Origin of the sequence: Rhodococcus sp. NBC_00297 (assembly GCF_036173065.1) — a bacterium.
GTDB lineage: Bacteria > Actinomycetota > Actinomycetes > Mycobacteriales > Mycobacteriaceae > Rhodococcoides.
In genome coordinates, this window is the sequence record NZ_CP108041.1 from 3,184,220 (window position 1) to 3,201,995 (window position 17,776).

Below are 17,776 nucleotides of genomic sequence, written 5' to 3' on the forward strand. Positions count from 1 at the left end.
ACACCATTTGTCAATGGCCTCTCGACCGTTGACACGAAAGGATCACGGGGCGCTGATGTCGATGAGCACCTTTCCGGTCACCCCGGACTCGACGGCGGCATGAGCGTCGGCCGTGGCACCGAGAGAGAAGCGGTGCAGCGGCAGCCCGTGCGACTCACCGACCGGAAGTGCACCGGCCCGAACAGCCTCGGTCACGTCGTGCTTCGCGGCCCCGAGAGCGGCGGTTCCCACGGTGTACAGCAGCACGAACTGGTACCGGATGTTGCCGACCATGCTCGGGCGGATGTCGATGGAGACCGCGTCGCCGCCGTTGTTCGCGTAGATCGCGACCGACGCGCGGGGTGCGGCGACGGCGGCATCGAGCTCCGCGTTCTGGGCGGGAGCCACCTCGACGATGATGTCCACACCGTGCGGAGCCAGTTCGCGGATGCGAGCCACAGCGTCGCCGGACTTGTAATTGACGATGTGGTGCGCACGGGCTGCGGTGGCCAGACCTGCCTTCTCCGGGCCGCTCACCGTCGTGATGACGGTGGCGCCGGCCCAGCGGGCCAGTTGGATCGCGGCGTGGCCGACCGCACCTGCACCGCCGGCGACCAGGACGGTCTTGCCGTCCAGTGCGCCCGGATGGAGACGGGACGGTCCGTCCTCGGACACGGTGAGCGCGCGATGGGCGGTCACCGCCGGGACGCCGAGCGAGGCGCCGAGGTCGAAGTCGGCGTTCTCGGGCAGCCGGACCACGCGATCCGCCGGGACGACGGTGAACTCCTGGGCGGTTCCGGTGGGGCGCTCGTGCTGGGCGAGCAGCAACCACACCCGGTCACCGGTGGCGATGCCCTCGACCTCCGGGCCGACCGCGTCGACGACACCGGCCCCGTCCTGGCCCGGAACCACCTCGTCGAACGCGGGCTTCTGCCCCGGACCCGCGCCCGTCCGCGACTTCCAGTCGGTGGGATTGACCCCCGCGTCGGCGAGGCGCACCCGCACCTCGCCGACGCCGGGCTCCACGATGTCGCGGTCGACTGCGGTCAGGACGGAGGGTGCACCGGTCTCGGTGTAGACGATTGCCTTCATGTGTGGGGCAACGATTCGACCGGGGGGTCCTGTTCCTGAGAGGGCGCCGCTCGAACGTTCACTTGACCGATCGGCCCCCATGGCATGGACTCACGGGCGTGCACGAGACTTCTCTGAACCGCCGCGGCTTCCTCCGGACCACCACCCTCGCCGCAGGGGTGGGCGCCGCGGCGACCCTCACCGCCCGGACCGCGGCGGCGCAGTCGTCGTCCGTCTTCCGACACGGTGTCGCCTCGGGCGACCCACTCGAGGATGCGATCCTGCTGTGGACCCGCGTCACGCCGACCCCCGACGCGACGCCGGGGTCCGGCCGTGGACCGGCCACCACCGTCACGTGGGATCTGGCGCGCGACGCCGCGCTGACCGACGTGGTGCGCTCGGGCAGCGTCGTAACCTCTGCAGACACCGACCACACGGTGAAGGTCGACGTCACCGGTCTGAGCCCGGCGACGACCTATCACTACCGCTTCACGGCGGCGGGCGAGTCGTCGACGGTGGCCACCACCCGTACTGCCCCTGCCGCCGAGGCCGACGTCGCGCGCCTGCGATTCGGCGTCGTGTCGTGCGCCAATTGGGAGTCGGGGTACTTCTCCGCGTATCGCCATCTCGCCGCCCGCCAGGATCTCGATGCGATCATCCATCTGGGCGACTACATCTACGAGTACGAGACCGGCGGCTTCGAGGGCAAGAACGGCGTCGTGCGAGTCCACGATCCAGTGCACGAGATCGTCTCCCTCGCCGACTACCGAATCCGGCACGCCCAGTACAAGTCCGATCCGGATCTCCAGGCCGCTCACCGCGGTGTTCCGTGGATCTGCACGTGGGACGACCACGAGTCGGCGAACGACGCCTACGCCACGGGCGCCGAGAACCATCAGCCGGACACCGAGGGGGACTGGGCCTCGCGCAAGGCCAACTCGGTTCAGGCCTACTACGAGTGGATGCCCGTGCGCGCTGCGGGAACCGCGAACAACCGGCACCTGTACCGCCGACTGCGGTTCGGGACGCTGATGGAGCTGTCGATGCTCGATCTCCGCACCTACCGTTCGAAGCAGGTGCTGCCGTTTCAGGGCCCGGCGGTGGACTCGCCGGATCGCACCATCACCGGCGCCGACCAGATGGCGTGGCTGACGGCAGGTCTGACGTCGTCGCCCACGCAGTGGCGCATCATCGGCAACCCGGTGATGATCACGCCGACTCTGATTCCGCCGCTGGACCCCGAGGCGGCGCGAGGTGTCACCCAGCTGCTCGGGCTCCCGGCCGCCGGAGTGTCCTACAACGCCGATCCGTGGGACGGGTACACGGCCGACCGGCGCAGGCTGCTCGACGCGATCCGTACCGCGGGAGTCGACAACACCGTGTTCATCACCGGCGACATCCACTCCTCGTGGGCATGCGACATCCCGGTCGACGCCGCGGCGTACCCGGCGGCGGGAACGGTGGCGACCGAGCTGGTGGTCACGTCGGTCACCTCGGCGAACATCGACGACTTCCTGAAGGTCCCGGAGCACACGGTCGGGCGGGTGGCGGAGGAGGCGTTCAAGGCCTTCAACCACCACGTCAAGTACGTCGATCTCGACACCCACGGGTTCGGTGTCTTCGAGGTGACGCCGTCGGGCGCGCAGATGGATCACTGGTACGTCACCGCCAAGGAGGATCCCGCGTCGACGGCCTACTTCGGTGCGGGTTTCCGCGTCGGGTCGGGCACGCAGACGGTGGCTCCCGCCCAACCCCTGGCTCCCTGACTGCCGTGACTTCAGGCCGGCTCGAGGAATCTAGACTGTTCCTCCGTGTCGACGCCCAAGATCGTGCTGTTCTACGTGTTCACGCCGCTGCCGGACCCCGAGGCGATCCGGCTGTGGCAGCACACCCTGGCGTCCGCACACGGGCTCACCGGCCGGATCATTGTCTCCCCGCACGGCATCAACGCGACGGTGGGCGGCGACGTCCGCGCAGTCAAGAAGTACGTCCGCGGCACTCGTGAATACGCGCCGTTCGCGGCCGCGGACGTGAAGTGGTCGGACGGCCGCGGCGGCGACTTCCCCAAACTCAGCGTCCGGGTGCGTCCCGAGATCGTGACGTTCGGAGTACCGGACGAGCTCCACGTGACCGCGGACGGCGTCGTGGGGGGTGGTCGGCACCTCGCACCCGAGGAGGTGCACGACCTGGTCGCCGAGCGGGGGGACGACGTCGTCTTCCTCGACGGCCGCAACGCCTTCGAGGCCGCGATCGGGCGTTTCGACGGCGCGGTGGTTCCGGACGTCGAGAACACGCGAGAGTTCGTGGCACAGTTGGATTCCGGTGTGTTCGACCATCTGAAGTCGAAGCCTGTCGTCACCTACTGCACCGGGGGCGTGCGATGTGAGGTGTTGTCCTCCTTGATGCGCTCGCGCGGCTTCGAGGAGGTCTACCAGCTGGACGGCGGCATCGTGCGGTACGGCGAGCGGTACGGGGACGACGGGCTCTGGTCCGGGTCGCTGTACGTGTTCGATCAGCGCGGCACCGTCTCGTTCTCCGACCACCCGGCCGTCATCGGAACCTGTTCACGCTGCGGTGTTCCCACCTCGCGGTACCTCGACACGGACGACGGCCACGGTCGTGGGTTGGCTCTGGTCTGCACCGAGTGCGTCCCCACGTGACCGTGCCGTTGCCGTTCCGCGACGGCCTCGCACCGCTGCGGCATCGGTTGCCCCACGGCGAGCATCCGGCGACCACGCTCGAATACCTGGAGAGCGTGCTGCCCGGCGACGCGTGGCGGGCGACGATGGCGGCGGGGGAGGTGGTCGACGAGCGCGGCCGCCCGTACAGCGAGGACACGGCCTATCGCGCCGGTGCCGTCGTGCACTTCCACCGGATCCCGGAGCCCGAGGTGCCGGTTCCCTTCGAGATGGAGATCCTGCACGTCGACGACGCGATCGTCGTCGTCGACAAGCCCCACTTCCTCGCGACCATCCCGCGCGGGCGTCACATCACCGAGACCGCGACGGTGCGGCTGCGGCGGCTCTTCGACGAGCCGGACATCACGCCGGCCCATCGGCTCGACCGCGCCACCGCGGGAGTCCTGATGTTCACCAGAGCAGCCCGATTCCGTCGGGCGTACCAGGACCTCTTCGTCGACGGGAGCGTGGACAAGGAGTACGAGGCCGTCGCCGGATTCGACCCCGGCCTCACCTTCCCGCGCAGTGTCGAGAGCCGGATCGTCAAGGAACACGGCGTCATGACCGCGCACGAGGAACCGGGTGAGCCGAACAGCGAGACACGGGTGGAGATCATCGAGAGGGTGGGCGACGCGGCGCGCTACCGGCTCTTCCCTCGCACGGGCAAGACGCATCAGCTGCGCCTGCATCTCTCCTCGCTCGGCATCCCGATCCACGGCGACCCGTACTACCCGACGTTCACGTCCGTGGCGCCCAACGACTTCTCGACACCCCTGCAGTTGCTCGCGCGCCGGTTGAGCTTCACCGATCCGCTCACCGGCGACCCCCGCACCTTCAGCTCACGGAGAGAACTCCGGCTCGTCTGATTCCGGCCGGCCTCCGGCCTTCCCGCTACATGAGCCCGTTGGGGTCGTCCACCTCGACGTCGTGGCCGTCGCCGCGCAGTCGCTCGATCAGCTCACCGAGCAGCCGCACCGCAGCTCCGTTGACCGCTCGGGCGGGCTCGAGATCGAAGCCGATGCGTGTCGGCTCGTCCGGAAGGTCGGCCAGGACGCGGTTCATGATGTTCTCCGCGCCGGCGAAGCGGATGTCGCCCTGCAGCTCGTACACCGTGCGGCCGTCCTCCTCACGGGCCCGGCGCACTGCGGAGTGACCGGACGGGGCGATGTCCATCATGTGCAGATCCATGTCCCGCGACAGTCGCTCGAACACCTCGACCCCGCGCACGCTGTTGCCCCGGTCGTCGAGTCGTGGGGAGTGGACGGCGATCCCGAGCTGACCGGGCAGCACCCCGATGATCGCGCCGGACACACCGCTCTTCGCGGGAATGCCGACGTTCGCGATCCAGTCGCCCGTGCCGTCGTACGTCCCGCACGTGGTCATGGTCGAGAGCACCTGTCGCACGACGGCGGACGTCGCCACCCGCTCGCCGCTCTCGGGATGGACACCGCCGTTCGCCATCGTCGCGGCGAGCATCGCGAGATCGGGTGTGGTGACGTCGATGCTGCACTGCCTGGCGTACCCGGTGACGACCTCGTGTGCATCGCACTCGAGGACCTTCACCGAGGCGAGCATGTGGGCGAGCGCCAGGTTCCGGTCGCTCGACTCCATCTCGGCGTCGAACACGTCGTCGTCGATCGAGAGGTCGCGGCCGACGAACGCGGAGTGCAGCGCGAGGATCCGGTCGACGCGATGCTCGACGTCACGCCCCTCGACCAACGAGTGTGCCGCGATGGCACCGGCATTGATGAGCGCGTTGCGCGGGCGGCCGGTGTCGCGTTCGAGCGAGATCTCGTTGAACGCGTCGCCCGACGGCTCGACGTCGATCTTGCGGTGCACGGCGTCGAGCCCACGGTCGGCCAGCGCGAGGGCGTAGGTGAGTGCCTTGGAGATGGACTGGATCGAGAAGGACGAGTCCACGTCGCCGGCGCAGTAGACCGTGCCCTCGACGGTGACGACGGCGACCGAGAACACGTCGGGGTCGGCTTCCGAGAGGATGCGGTTGCCCGTGAGGACCTCGCCGCCGTCCGAGTTCCGGCAGGCGCGCAGCACGGCCTCCAGGTAGTCGGTGATCGGTGACGTCACCGTGGCAGCCACTCGACGTGCGCGCGCCGGAGGATGTCGTCGGGAGTGACGGCGTGCAGTGCGTCCAGGTAGGCGACCGCGAACGAGCCGGGCGCGGTGGCGGTCTCGGCCGCGATGTCGGCGGCGACCGTCGCGTGCGTGTGGGCCGCGATCGTCGCGACTCCGTGGTCGTCGACGGCGGCGCAGTACGCGGCGACGAGAGCTCCGAGCGAACACCCGGTTCCGGTCACCTTCGTCATGAGGACGCTGCCGCCGTGCACCGTCGCGAGTCCGCCCTCGTGGGCGATGTGGTCGATCGCGCCACTCGCGGACACCGCTGTCGAGTAGGCGAGCAGGCCACGTGCGGCGTCGACAGCGTCCGCCGGATCGTCCGAGCTGTCCACGCCGCGTCCGGACCCGTTCCGCTCGTCGGTGTGGAGTCCGGTCAGGCGGTGGAGACCGATGATCTCGGACGCGTTTCCCCGCACGGCTGCGGGTCGGTGCTCGAGAAGGTCGCGGGCGAGTGCGCCGCGCCACGGCAGTCCACCGGCAGCGATGGGGTCCAGCACCCACGGGGTGCCCGCAGCCGCGGCGGCCGCCGCGGTGGCCAGGTACACCTCACGCAGCTGCGGCTGGGGCGTGCCGAGGTTGATCAGCACCGCGTCGGCCACCCCGGCGAACAGCGCCGCCTCGTCCTCGTTGTCCACCATGGCCGCACTGGCACCGGCGGCGAGGAGCACGTTCGCGGTGAAACCCGCTGTGACGTAATTGGTCACGGCGTGGACGAGGGGCGCGCGGTCACGCAGCGCGACGAGCGCGTCGGCCACGGAGGTCGTCGGGTCGGTCATGAGACGGGTATACCCGCTCGGTGCTTCGCGTCACCTCACGCGGTACCGGTGGCGCATGGTCCCCGGTGTGTTGTAGCCTTATCGCAGCTGACAGGTCGTAGTTTTTGTGTGTTCGTGTTCATGCACGCTCGCTGGGAACTTGTAGTTGCGAGCGTGTGCGTCTTTCTGAGGAAACTCGGAGTTCGTCACGTTCAGTGCCGGCCCGGGTTTCACACGGTGTGAAACTCGAAGTATCAGCTGTAGGGAGCAACACCATGACTCAGGGCACCGTCAAGTGGTTCAACGCCGAAAAGGGCTTCGGCTTCATCGCTCAGGAAGATGGACCTGACGTGTTCGTCCACTTCTCCGAGATCCAGGGCACCGGCTTCAAGAGCCTCGAAGAGAACCAGCGCGTCGAGTTCGAGGTCACCTCGGGCGCCAAGGGTCCTCAGGCGAGCGGCGTTCGCGCGATCTGATTTCGGAGTAACCCACCGAAACTTCACACTGGGGCCGGACACCGACAGGTGTCCGGCCCCAGTGGCATGTCCGGGGGTGGGGTCGCACGCAGGTTTTCGGACGGACGCTCGGCGCTCGTCCGACGCTCGGGTTAATGTTCCTTCACAGCCACGAGCGAAACGGAGCACACCCGTGCCGAACACCCTTTCCAGAGCAACACTCTCCACCGTCGCAGTCGCGAGCGCGTTCACCCTGGTCACCGCCTGTGGGTCAGCGCCGGAAGACAGCGCGAGCGGCGGATCCGACTCGGGTGACTTCACCCCGTGCATGGTCTCCGACTCCGGCGGCTTCGACGACAAGTCCTTCAACCAGCTGAGCTACGAGGGCCTGCAGACTGCGGCCGGCGAACTGAACGTCGAGCCGATCACGGTGCAGTCGAACTCCCCGACGGACTACACGCCCAACCTGAACAACCTCGTCGATCAGGGCTGCGGACTGGTGGTCACGGTCGGTTTCGCGCTCGCGGACGCCACCAAGGAAGCCGCGGAGCAGAACACTGACGTCAACTTCGCCATCGTCGACGACTCGTCCATCGAACTGGACAACGTCAAGCCGCTGACCTACGACACGGCGCAGTCCGCGTTCCTCGCCGGCTACGCCGCAGCGAGCTACAGCAAGACCAACACTGTCGGTACCTTCGGCGGATCGCAGTTCCCCACCGTCACCATCTTCATGGACGGCTTCGCCGACGGTGTGAAGTACTTCAACGAGCAGAAGAACCGCGACGTGCGCGTCATCGGTTGGGACGTCGACGCCCAGAACGGCTCCTTCACAGGTGGATTCGAGGCGAACGAGGTCGCGAAGAACACCGCGCAGGGCCTCATCGACCAGAACGCCGACGTCATCTTCCCGGTCGGTGGTCCGATCTACCAGTCCGCTGCCCAGGCCATCCGTGACGCGAACCGTCCGATCGCGCTGATCGGCGCAGACGCCGATGTGTACGTCTCCGATCCGTCGGTGTCCGACCTGGTGCTCACGTCGGTGACCAAGGGCCTCGCCACCAGTACCGAGGAAGTGGTCAAGGCGGTCGGCGACGGCTCCTTCGACAACACCCCGTACGTCGGCACGCTCGAGAACGACGGTGTCGGCATCGCTCCGTTCCACGATTTCGAGTCGCAGGTCGATCCGGCTCTGCAGGGTGAACTCGACACGATCCGCGCGGGCATCATCGACGGATCGATCACGGTCACGTCGCCCTCGTCGCCCAACTGACGATGGCGTCGAACGACACCGCGTCCACGCTCGACAGCAGCCCCGGGCACGACCTGCCGAAGCTCGAACTCCGGGGCATCACCAAGCGTTTCGGTTCCCTGGTCGCCAACGACCACATCGATCTGACCGTCGAGGCGGGGGAGATCCACTGCCTGCTCGGTGAGAACGGTGCCGGGAAGTCGACGCTGATGAACGTCCTCAGCGGCCTGTACCGGGCGGAGGAGGGCGAGATCCTCATCGACGGGGAGCGGCGCACCTTCGCCGGCCCCGGCGAGGCGATGAGCGCCGGGATCGGCATGGTGCACCAGCACTTCATGTTGATCCCTGTGTTCACCGTCGCCGAGAACATCATCCTGGGCAACGAGAAGACGACGTTCGGCGGTCGCCTCGACCTCGACGCGGCTCGTGCGCTGGTACGGGAGGTGTCGGCCCGCTTCGGATTCGACGTGGATCCGGACGCGACAGTGGGCGATCTCCCGGTCGGCGTGCAGCAGCGCGTCGAGATCATCAAGGCGCTCTCCCGCGAGGCCGACATTCTGGTCTTCGACGAGCCGACGGCGGTCCTCACCCCGCAGGAGACCGACGAGCTGATGACGATCATGCGTCAGCTCGCCGAGGCGGGAACGGCCATCGTCTTCATCACGCACAAGCTGCGTGAGGTGCGCGTGGTCGCCGATCGCATCACCGTCGTCCGCCTCGGGAAGGTCGTCGGCCAGGCCGAGCCGACCGCCACCGACGGCGAACTGGCGTCCCTCATGGTCGGTCGCGACGTGCAGTTGCGCGTCGCCAAGGACCCGGCGCAGCTGGGGGATGCCGCGCTGGTCGTGTCGAACCTGACGGTTCCGGGTGCTGCCGGCCCGGTGGTGAACGACGTGTCCTTCGAGGTGCGCGCCGGCGAGATCCTGGCGATCGCGGGCGTGCAGGGCAACGGTCAGACGGAGCTCGCCGAAGCACTGCTGGGTCTGCATCCGGCGATGACCGGTCAGATCACGCTCGACGGTGCCTCGCTGGTCGGTCGCGACGTGAAGTCCGTGCTCGACGCCGGTGTGGGTTTCGTTCCCGAGGACCGCACCGAGGACGGACTCGTCGGCGAGTTCACCATCGCCGAGAACCTCATGCTCGACCGGTCGCACGGCGGGCCGTTCTCCGCTCGTGGCAGCATCGTGCGGTCCTTCCTCCGGTCGTTCGCGTCGGAGAAGGTGTCGGAGTTCGACATCCGCACGCCGAGCATCGACACGGCCGTCGGCAGACTCTCGGGCGGTAACCAGCAGAAGGTCGTGCTCGCACGGGAACTCGGGCGCGATCTGCGTCTGCTCATCGCGTCGCAACCCACGCGCGGAATCGACGTGGGATCCATCGAATTCGTGCACAAGCGCATCGTCGCGACGCGGGACGCGGGCACCCCCGTCATCGTGATCTCGTCCGAGCTGGACGAGGTGTCGGCGCTGGCCGACCGCATCGCGGTGATGTACCGAGGCGCCATCGTCGGCATCGTGTCCGGCGACGCCTCACGAGAAGAGTTGGGACTGCTCATGGCCGGAGGCCACTCCACCGACGCGAACACCGAGGGAGCCGCGTGACCGCGACGGACACCGCGACGCCGCCGTCCACGTCCGAGTCGGTGCTGCGCAAGATCGCCAGTGGCAGTGTGCTGCTGTCCCTGCTGTCGGTCCTGATGGCGTTCGTCGTCGGCGCAATTCTCATCGCCGTCACCGATCCGCAGGTGCGTGAGACGGCGGGCTACTTCTTCTCGCGGCCCACGGACATGCTCTCCGCGATCTGGGACTCGGTCTGGGGCGCCTACTCGGCGCTCTTCCAGGGCAGTGTCTACAACTTCCGACGGCCTCGCTTCGCGGACGGTATCCGTCCGCTCACCGAGACCCTCACCTTCGCCACCCCGCTGATCGCCGCGGGTCTCGGTGTCGCGCTGGCGTTCCGGGTCGGCATGTTCAACATCGGCGGCCGCGGCCAAATGCTCATCGCCGCCGCGTGTGCCGGCTACGTCGGGTTCACCTTCGACCTGCCGCCCTACGTGCACCTCATCGTCGCGATACTGGCCGGTGTCGTCGGCGGCGCGCTGTGGGGCGGCATCGCCGGACTGCTGCGAGCGCGGACCGGCGCGCACGAGGTGATCGTGACGATCATGCTCAACTACGTCGCGTTCTACCTGATCTCGTACCTGCTGCGCACTCCCGGCGCGCTGCAGGCACCCGGCTCCAACAACCCCAAGACGCCCGCGATGATGGACGACGCGATCCTGCCGTCGCTGTTCGGATCGAAGTACTCGCTGCACTGGGGATTCGTCCTCGTCATCGCCGTGACCGCAGCTGTGTGGTGGTTGCTCGAGAGGTCGAGCGTCGGCTTCCGGTTCCGCGTCGTGGGGGAGAACGCCTCCGCGGCCCGCGTGGCCGGCATCAAGGTCGAGCGCGTGTACATCTACGCGATGGTGCTGTCGGGTGCCCTGGTCGGGCTCGCCGGTGTCGCACAGGTGCTCGGTACCGTCACCACGGGTTTCTCCGCGGACATCGACGCCGGCATCGGATTCGACGCCATCACGGTGGCACTGCTGGGGCGCTCGCGTCCGTGGGGTGTGTTCGCCGCCGGCATCCTGTTCGGAGCCTTCAAGGCGGGCGGCTTCGCGATGCAGGCCGCGGAGTCGATCCCCATCGACATCGTGCTCGTCGTCCAGTCGGTCATCGTCCTGTTCATCGCCGCGCCGCCCCTGGTGCGAGCGGTGTTCCGACTACCCGAACCTCGAGCGAAAGGGGTGAGCTGATGAGCACACTCGCCACGGCTCCTCCTGACGCCGGGTCCCGTCCCGCCGCCTCCTGGAAGCTTCCCGTCGTCCTGGGTGTCGTCACCGTCGTCGCGCTGCTGGCCTTCGGGCTGCGGGGCGACAGCGGCACCAGCACGTTCTCCCTGGCCAGTGACAGCGACTTCGTCAGGTTGCCGGACGTGGGGCTGCCCGCGCGCGCCACGTGCATCGCGCTCGTGATCCTGCTCGCCGCCCTCACGCTGGTCAGTGCGGTTCGCACCCGGGCGGGGCAGCGCACACCGGTGGCGGTCACCGCGGTGTTCGCCGTCGCGTTCGTCCTGCTGTTCCTCACGTGGTCCGCGGTGGGCGAGACCATTCCCGTGCCGGGGCTGCTCCTCGGAACCGTCGCCCTCAGCACGCCGCTGATCTTCGGTGCGCTCGGCGGCGTCGTCTCCGAGCGCGTCGGCATCATCAACATCGCCATCGAGGGCCAGCTCCTCGGCGGCGCGTTCGTCAGCGCGGTGGTCGCGACGCTCACCGGGTCGCCGTACGTCGGTCTCGCCGCGGCACTCGTCGCAGGAGCCTTGGTGGGCAGCGTCCTCGCGGTGTTCTCCATCCGGTACTTCGTCAACCAGGTCATCGTCGGCGTGGTGCTCAACGTGCTCGTCGTCGGGCTCACCAGCTTCCTGTACTCCAAGGTGCTGGTCCCCAGCGCCGCGACACTGAACACGCCGCCGCGCTTCCCCCGCATCGAGATTCCGCTGCTCTCGCAGATCCCGATCATCGGTCCGGTGCTGTTCCGGCAGACGGTCATCGAGTACGTCATGTACATCGCTGTGGCGGCCGTGTTCGTCGGCCTCTTCCGCACGCGGTGGGGCCTGCGGTTGCGCGCGGTCGGTGAGCATCCGCGCGCCGCGGATTCCGTGGGTATCGACGTCGCCCGAACCCGCTTCTGGAACGTCTGCCTCGCGGGCGCCATCGCCGGCATGGGCGGCGCGTACTTCACCCTGGGGTCGGTCGGTGCGTTCGGCAAGGAGATGACCGCGGGTGCCGGCTACATCGCCCTCGCCGCCGTGATCTTCGGACGCTGGGATCCCGTCCGTGCGACGTTGGCGGCCCTGCTGTTCGGATTCGCGTCCAACCTGCAGAACGTGCTGGGCATCATCGGCTCGCCGGTACCCAGCGAGTTCATGTTGATGCTGCCCTACGTGGTCACCATCCTGGCGGTCGCCGGGCTCGTCGGGAAGGTGCGTGGTCCCGCCGCGGCGGGCAGACCGTATCCCTGATCGGCGTCCGATGTTTGTCGGGCGCCGACAACAGGGAACCCCCCTCCGTGGACGGTCGTACGGCCGCCCGTGCTCGAAGAAGGGACACCCGGAACTCATGTCACGCATCGCAGTCGTCGGCGGCCACGGCAAGATCGCCCTGAAGCTCGCGAAGATTCTGACCGAGAGTGGGCACCAGGTCACCTCGCTGATCCGCAATCCCGATCAGACCGCCGACATCGAGAAGACCGGCGCCACCGCCGTCGTCGCGGACGTCGAGGCGCAGACCACCCAGGAGATCGCCGGAACCGTGACCGGCCACGACGCCGTCGTCTTCGCTGCCGGCGCCGGGGGTGGCGATGCCGACCGCACGTACGCCGTGGACCGCGACGCCGCCATCCGCTGCATCGACGCGGCGTCCGCGTCGGGCGTCCCGCGGTTCGTGCTGGTGTCGTACTTCGGTGCGGGCCCGGATCACGGTGTCTCCCCGGACGACTCCTTCTACGCGTACGCCGAGGCGAAGGCCGAGGCCGATCAGCACCTGAAGAACAGCGACCTGTCCTGGACCATCGTCGCGCCGTCCGGCCTCACCGATGACGCCGGCACCGGCTCCATCACCACCAAGGAGCAGGGAGCGACGGGTGCCTCGGTCAGTCGCGACGACGTGGCCGCCGTGATCGCCACCGTGCTCGACACCCCGTCCACCGCCGGCCGCATGATCGAGTTCGACCAGGGCGAGACGCCCATCGCCGACGCGCTGAGCTGACTCCCGGTCGGAACGGTCACCGGGTGAGAGGCTGACCCGGTGACCGTTCGACTCTTCGCCACCGATCTCGACGGGACGCTGCTGCGCTCCGACCGGACCATCTCCGCGCGCACCGCCGACGCCATGGCGGCAGCGCGAGACGCGGGGATCGACGTGGTGTGGGCCACCGCCCGTGCTCGGCACTCCGTGCACGAGTTCGCCGAGCAGAGCGGTTTCCGCGGAATTGCGGTGTGCGCCAACGGCGCCGTCCTCATCGATCTCGCCGACGGGACACCCGTGATCACCGAGACGGTGGGGATGGACGTCGCCGTCGGCCAGGCCGCGGTCGACCGGGTGCGCGCCCTCGTACCGGGAACCGTGGTCGCCGCGGTCGGACCCACCTCGTTCGTCGCGGAGACGGGATACGCCGCGTTGTGCGTGTTCTCCGACCATCACCGCGACCCGTCCACCATGGACACTGTCGTGGGTGGTGATTTCCCGTCCGACAGCGACCGGCCTCCGGCCTTCCCGTGGTTGCGGGAGGACATGGTGAAGATCGTCGCCCGCCACGCCACCGTGCCGAGCGGCGATCTCTACCGCGCGTTGCTCGCCGGCGGTGTCGACGATGTCTCGGTCACCCATTCCGGCGCGCCCTACGTGGAGATCGCCGCGCGCGGAGTGTCCAAGGCGACCGCTCTGGCGGCGCTGTGCGAGCGCCGCGGAATCGCACGGCGGGAGGTCGCGGCCGCCGGCGACGCACGCAACGATCTGGAGATGCTCGCGTGGGCCGGCACCGCGATCTGTCCGTCCAATGCCATCCCTGAGGTGCAGGCTCTCGTCGATCGGGTGGTCGCGAGCAACGACGACGACGGCATCGCGGAGTACCTCGAGGAGTTGGCACACCCCCACGTCGGTCAGGGTTAGGCTACCCTCAGCTGCATGACCGACGCAGCGACCAGCGAGCAGACCAAGGGCTGGCAGGGCACGGTCCTCAAGCTGATGGGCGGCTCGGACGTGCTGCTGACCGTCCTCGCGGCGGAGGACGTCACCCCGCACTACCGTCGGTTGACGGTCTCCGCGGGTGGACTGTTCACGCGTAAGCCCGTGCATCCCACGATGTGGTTGCGCCTGTGGTTTCCCACCGACGACGGCAGTGCCTCGCTGCACCACCGTGCCTACACGGTCGTGAACCCGGACCCCGAGAACGACCGCTTCGACCTCGAGTTCGCGCTGCACGACGGTCCGGCCGCGCACTGGGCACGACGCGCCGCCCCCGGCGACACCCTCGAGGCGACCTTCCAGGGCTCGAAGTACGCGGTACCGGACCCGCTTCCCGCCGGGTACCTCATCGCGGGAGACAGCGCGGCACTTCCCGCGGTGAACTCGTTGCTGGCCGCTCTGCCCGACGATCTTCCCGTCACCCTGTGGCTCGAGACCGTGCACGACGGCGACGACGCGCTCCCGCTCGCGGCGACGAGCGCCACGCAGGTACATCGAGTACGACGGCGTGACGGCGGTGCCTCGATGGTGGAGGCCGTCTCGGCCGCAGCGTTCGACGCGTCCCGCCACGCCGCATGGGTCGCGTGCGACACGGTCACGACGCGCTCGATCGCGTCGATCCTGAAGTCCGACTACCGCGTTCCGCGCAGGTCGGTCAAAGCTCAGGGGTACTGGATTCCCTGAGCGTCACGCACGACGGGGGCTGTCAGGGACGACCGTGATACGTCTTCGCCGCGGTGGTGGACAGCAGGGCCACGATGACGAACCCCATCAGGCCGTTGACGATCGCGGAGCCGAACGCAGCGGTGATCGCTCCCGCGGCGAGGAACGGCAGCACGATGATCGCGACGACCACCAGTCCGGCGATCCAGCTGAAGAACGTGTTCGGTGACGGCACCGCCTGGAACAGCAGGAGCATGAACGCTCCGGCGAGGATCGCGGCGAGGGCGCCGTACACACCGGCGATCCAGGGATCCTCCAGTCCGTACATCCAGAACACGCTGGTTCCCGTTCGGTTGTAGACGGCCTGGACGATCGCCGTGGCCACCCATCCTGCGATGAACGTGGTGATGGCGGTGGCGACGACTCCGCCGATGAACGGGCCGACGTCGAACTTCAGTCCGGACGATGCGGGCTTCTGCGGCGCGTAGCGCTGACCACCGGGCTCGGCGTAGGGCTCCTGCCGACCGTAGGCCCGAGTGCGGTCGTCGTAGCCGTAGTTGCCGACGTCGCGGTTGTCGGAGTCGCGCGGGTAGCGATCGCTCATCTGCCCAGTCCTCTCGATCGGCCGCGCACGCGTCAGCGCCGCAGCGTTCAATGGCCCAACCCTAGCTGCGTGTACCCGTCACCGGTGGTACCGCACCGGCCCGTCGGATCTCGTCGTCGAGCGCCGCCGCGATGGTCTGGGCCGTGGCGGGCAGCACCGCCACCACGTCGGTCGCGTGCACCAGGTAGCGCCCGTCACCGAGCGCGTCGATCCACCGTCTGCCGGCGATCGCCTCGAGCGGGCCGTCGCCGCCGTGTCCCACGACGATCTCACCGAGCCCCTCCCGTGGCCCGTCGAGGATGTGGATCACGCGATCGCGGTCGGTGTCGCCACGCGAATCGTGCAGGTGGGACGACGGAGCGCGGACCACGTCGTCGCGGGACACGGACGACGGCGTCACCCGTCCCGCGCGGCGGTGGGGCAGCGCCGCCGTGAGGGTGTGGGTCATGCGCTCCGGTGGTACGGCGTGGACGTGGACCGTGCCGCCGGTGTCGGAGGTCGGTCGCGGGTCCTGGACCACCACGACGGCGAGCGGGAAGGCCGGAGGCCGGTCGGAATGGAGCGGGATCGCGGAGTACGAGGTTGCGGCTCGGATGCGCACGCGTCGATCGCCCGACTCCACCCCGCAGGCGGTGACCTGGAGTCCGGGTCCGCCGAGCAGGGACGCGGCGGCCAGCAGCGATCGGTCGCCGAGGCGGCGGCGGGCGGCCTCGCGTTCCGCACGCAGATCCGCGGCTGTGCGGGCGCGCGTGGTCCAGGAGAAGGGGAACGGCACTCGATCGCGGCCGATCCGGTCGAGGAGTACGGCGAACTCGAGTGACGTGAGGTGCCACGAGGCGACCCCCGTGGGAGCCGCTCGAACGATCACCCGATCACCGGGGGAGCGACGAGTGGGAGCTCCCCGACCAGGCGGTCGCCGTTGTCCGCCGTGACGAGGTACCCCGCCGTGGTGTGGTCGCCGTCCTGGTCTCCACCGGCGCGGCTCCCCGGCATCATCGCGCCCGGTCCGTAGGCCGCCGCGCGGGTGCCCGCGCCGGAACCGCCCGCGCCGGAACCGCCCGCGCCGGCTGAGGTCGCGCTCTGCAGGACGGGGCCGGTGGTACCGCCCGAGGGGCCGCGCCCGGACGAGGATCCAGGACCGAGTGTCCGCGCGCCCGGCCCACCGGATCCCGCCGACGACCGCTGCCCTGCCGTCCCGTACCCGGCGGGGGTCGAGCCGCGCCCGAAGCCTGCGGGTGAGGTCACGGCAGGCCGGGACCCCGACGGGCCGACCGGTGCCGTGCTCACGGGTGCGACACCGGGCGGCGGAGCTGCGCCGTTCGAGGTGCTGCTCGTGCCTGCTCCCGCGGAGTTCTGGGCGGCGGCCGCAGGCTGTGGCCCTGCGACGGGCGTCGAGTCGCCGACTGACGCCGCCGTGGTCGGTGCGGGACTCGTCGCGAGCGACGAGAGTGCCGTCGAACCGAGCGATGCGGCGTCGACACGTCCGCGCATGCCACCGGCCGCCGAGGACGAGGAACCCGACGCGGACCCGCTCGCCGGATCTCCCGGCGGCGTGAGCACCGGCACGCCGTGATCGGCTCGGACGGCGGTGGGGACGTAGGTGCCGTTCATGACCGCCACGGCCTCGGCGCGCCGCTCCTCCTCCTCGGCCATCATCGCGGTGATCGACCCGGCGGCGCCGACGGGTCCGAGGAACGCGGCCGTCATCGCGGTGCGCGCCCAGTCCGAGGGCGTGAACGACTGTGGGGCGGGCATGGTGGCGCGGGTGAGCGCGAACCCGTCGCGGGACTGCTCGAGCTTGCCCGCGACGATGTCCATGAGGTCGAGGGTGCGCAGCGACTCGGTGCGGTACGTCGTGATCGCGGCGAGCGCGGAGTCGGCCGCGGCGCCCTGCCAGTCGGTCCCGAGCACGGCGCCGAGGTCGTTCCACAGGGTCCACACCAGTGCGGTCGCCCGGGTGTGGGCCTCGCGCCACATCGCGGCACCGGAATCGAGGAGCTCCGGCGTGAGTTCGGTGGTGTACGCGAACATCTCGGGGTGCGACATGCCGTCGAACGCCTCCGGGACCACGACGCTCGCGCCGCTCGCCGTGTCGCCCACCCTGGACCTGTCGACGGCCTCGCGGGCGACCCGGACGGCGTCGTCGGCGTGGAACTCCGCCGTCAGTCGTGCCGCGGACTCCGCCGCGTCGCTGTCGTGTCCCGTCGCGAAGTCGACCATCTCCGACGCCGCGTCCGAGATGGTCTCGCCCGCGGCACCGATCACCCCCGTGATGTCGAACCCCATGTTCGTGTCCTCCCCGACCGCGGTGCCACGATCCCCGTGACATTCGACGCGCGGACCGGCCGCACGGTTCCGCGTACGGTTGACGCGTCTCTCCCACGCGCGGCGATGCTCC

The 17,776-nt window shown here is 69.2% G+C and carries 17 protein-coding genes; 11 read left to right on the forward strand and 6 right to left on the reverse strand.

Going from position 1 to position 17,776, the window contains the following annotated elements; genetic code table 11:
• Positions 1–42: 42 nt before the first annotated feature.
• On the reverse strand, positions 43–1,071 hold the full coding sequence (locus OG947_RS15040; RefSeq protein ID WP_328812179.1) for an NADPH:quinone reductase: 1,029 nt from the start codon (positions 1,069–1,071) through the stop codon (positions 43–45).
• A 98-nt stretch (positions 1,072–1,169) separates the two neighbouring features.
• Here OG947_RS15040 and OG947_RS15045 point away from each other — a divergent pair, with 98 nt between their 5' ends.
• The 3 genes from OG947_RS15045 to OG947_RS15055 are packed head-to-tail and all read left to right on the forward strand — an operon-like array spanning position 1,170 to position 4,594.
• Positions 1,170–2,816: an alkaline phosphatase D family protein gene (locus tag OG947_RS15045; protein ID WP_328812180.1), complete on the forward strand. Its 1,647-nt coding sequence runs from the start codon at positions 1,170–1,172 to the stop codon at positions 2,814–2,816.
• 45 nt (positions 2,817–2,861) lie between these two features.
• Complete coding sequence (gene trhO / locus OG947_RS15050) at positions 2,862–3,710, forward strand: oxygen-dependent tRNA uridine(34) hydroxylase TrhO (RefSeq protein ID WP_328812181.1); 849 nt, start codon at positions 2,862–2,864, stop codon at positions 3,708–3,710.
• On the forward strand, positions 3,707–4,594 hold the full coding sequence (locus tag OG947_RS15055) for a pseudouridine synthase (RefSeq protein ID WP_328812182.1): 888 nt from the start codon (positions 3,707–3,709) through the stop codon (positions 4,592–4,594). The genes trhO and OG947_RS15055 overlap by 4 nt, the downstream gene beginning before the upstream one ends.
• A 25-nt stretch (positions 4,595–4,619) precedes the next feature.
• Here OG947_RS15055 and glsA read toward each other — a convergent pair whose 3' ends face one another.
• Both glsA and thiM read right to left on the reverse strand, forming a co-directional pair.
• Positions 4,620–5,813 (reverse strand): glutaminase A, encoded by a 1,194-nt coding sequence (glsA, locus tag OG947_RS15060; protein ID WP_328812183.1) that lies wholly within the window; start codon positions 5,811–5,813, stop codon positions 4,620–4,622.
• Positions 5,810–6,640, reverse strand: coding sequence for a hydroxyethylthiazole kinase (gene thiM / locus OG947_RS15065; RefSeq protein ID WP_328812184.1), 831 nt, complete (start codon positions 6,638–6,640; stop codon positions 5,810–5,812). Before thiM ends, glsA begins: the two co-directional genes overlap by 4 nt.
• Before the next feature lie 254 nt (positions 6,641–6,894).
• Between thiM and OG947_RS15070 the strand changes: the two genes are divergently transcribed.
• From OG947_RS15070 to OG947_RS15105, 8 genes are all read left to right on the forward strand, one after another.
• The gene (locus tag OG947_RS15070; RefSeq protein WP_027504730.1) at positions 6,895–7,095 is read left to right on the forward strand and encodes a cold-shock protein; all 201 of its coding nucleotides are present in this window, start codon (positions 6,895–6,897) and stop codon (positions 7,093–7,095) included.
• Between the two features lie 172 nt (positions 7,096–7,267).
• A complete protein-coding gene (locus tag OG947_RS15075; RefSeq protein WP_037184768.1) occupies positions 7,268–8,347 on the forward strand; it encodes a BMP family lipoprotein in 1,080 nt (359 codons plus the stop codon).
• A 2-nt stretch (positions 8,348–8,349) separates the two neighbouring features.
• Positions 8,350–9,927 carry an ABC transporter ATP-binding protein gene (locus OG947_RS15080; protein ID WP_051613115.1) on the forward strand — a complete coding sequence of 526 codons (1,578 nt, stop codon included), beginning with the start codon at positions 8,350–8,352 and terminating at the stop codon, positions 9,925–9,927.
• The gene (locus OG947_RS15085) at positions 9,924–11,123 is read left to right on the forward strand and encodes an ABC transporter permease (protein WP_231476227.1); all 1,200 of its coding nucleotides are present in this window, start codon (positions 9,924–9,926) and stop codon (positions 11,121–11,123) included. Before OG947_RS15080 ends, OG947_RS15085 begins: the two co-directional genes overlap by 4 nt.
• Positions 11,123–12,388 (forward strand): ABC transporter permease, encoded by a 1,266-nt coding sequence (locus tag OG947_RS15090; RefSeq protein WP_027504732.1) that lies wholly within the window; start codon positions 11,123–11,125, stop codon positions 12,386–12,388. The genes OG947_RS15085 and OG947_RS15090 overlap by 1 nt, the downstream gene beginning before the upstream one ends.
• A gap of 97 nt (positions 12,389–12,485) precedes the next feature.
• Positions 12,486–13,133: an SDR family oxidoreductase gene (locus tag OG947_RS15095; RefSeq protein WP_027504733.1), complete on the forward strand. Its 648-nt coding sequence runs from the start codon at positions 12,486–12,488 to the stop codon at positions 13,131–13,133.
• 39 nt (positions 13,134–13,172) lie between these two features.
• Positions 13,173–14,036 carry an HAD family hydrolase gene (locus OG947_RS15100; RefSeq protein ID WP_328812185.1) on the forward strand — a complete coding sequence of 288 codons (864 nt, stop codon included), beginning with the start codon at positions 13,173–13,175 and terminating at the stop codon, positions 14,034–14,036.
• A 15-nt stretch (positions 14,037–14,051) separates the two neighbouring features.
• Complete coding sequence (locus OG947_RS15105) at positions 14,052–14,795, forward strand: siderophore-interacting protein (RefSeq protein WP_222632959.1); 744 nt, start codon at positions 14,052–14,054, stop codon at positions 14,793–14,795.
• Between the two features lie 22 nt (positions 14,796–14,817).
• Here the strand turns inward: OG947_RS15105 and OG947_RS15110 are convergent, their stop codons facing one another.
• The 3 genes from OG947_RS15110 to OG947_RS15120 all read right to left on the reverse strand — a co-directional run bounded on the left by OG947_RS15110 (position 14,818) and on the right by OG947_RS15120 (position 17,664).
• On the reverse strand, positions 14,818–15,378 hold the full coding sequence (locus OG947_RS15110) for a hypothetical protein (RefSeq protein WP_051613116.1): 561 nt from the start codon (positions 15,376–15,378) through the stop codon (positions 14,818–14,820).
• 61 nt (positions 15,379–15,439) lie between these two features.
• Positions 15,440–16,246, reverse strand: coding sequence for an ESX secretion-associated protein EspG (locus OG947_RS15115; protein ID WP_328812186.1), 807 nt, complete (start codon positions 16,244–16,246; stop codon positions 15,440–15,442).
• Positions 16,243–17,664, reverse strand: a complete 1,422-nt coding sequence (locus OG947_RS15120) for a hypothetical protein (protein ID WP_328812187.1) — start codon at positions 17,662–17,664, stop codon at positions 16,243–16,245. Before OG947_RS15120 ends, OG947_RS15115 begins: the two co-directional genes overlap by 4 nt.
• Between the last annotated feature and the right edge of the window lie 112 nt (positions 17,665–17,776).

What these genes read in the sequence shown, in the direction of transcription:
- OG947_RS15040 (WP_328812179.1), bottom strand. Translation starts at nt 1,071, where the DNA reads ATGAAGGCAATCGTCTACACCGAGACCGGTGCACCCTCCGTCCTGACC.
- thiM (WP_328812184.1), bottom strand. Translation starts at nt 6,640, where the DNA reads ATGACCGACCCGACGACCTCCGTGGCCGACGCGCTCGTCGCGCTGCGT.
- OG947_RS15070 (WP_027504730.1), top strand. Translation starts at nt 6,895, where the DNA reads ATGACTCAGGGCACCGTCAAGTGGTTCAACGCCGAAAAGGGCTTCGGC.
- OG947_RS15080 (WP_051613115.1), top strand. Translation starts at nt 8,350, where the DNA reads ATGGCGTCGAACGACACCGCGTCCACGCTCGACAGCAGCCCCGGGCAC.
- OG947_RS15090 (WP_027504732.1), top strand. Translation starts at nt 11,123, where the DNA reads ATGAGCACACTCGCCACGGCTCCTCCTGACGCCGGGTCCCGTCCCGCC.
- OG947_RS15095 (WP_027504733.1), top strand. Translation starts at nt 12,486, where the DNA reads ATGTCACGCATCGCAGTCGTCGGCGGCCACGGCAAGATCGCCCTGAAG.
- OG947_RS15105 (WP_222632959.1), top strand. Translation starts at nt 14,052, where the DNA reads ATGACCGACGCAGCGACCAGCGAGCAGACCAAGGGCTGGCAGGGCACG.
- OG947_RS15110 (WP_051613116.1), bottom strand. Translation starts at nt 15,378, where the DNA reads ATGAGCGATCGCTACCCGCGCGACTCCGACAACCGCGACGTCGGCAAC.
- OG947_RS15120 (WP_328812187.1), bottom strand. Translation starts at nt 17,664, where the DNA reads ATGGGGTTCGACATCACGGGGGTGATCGGTGCCGCGGGCGAGACCATC.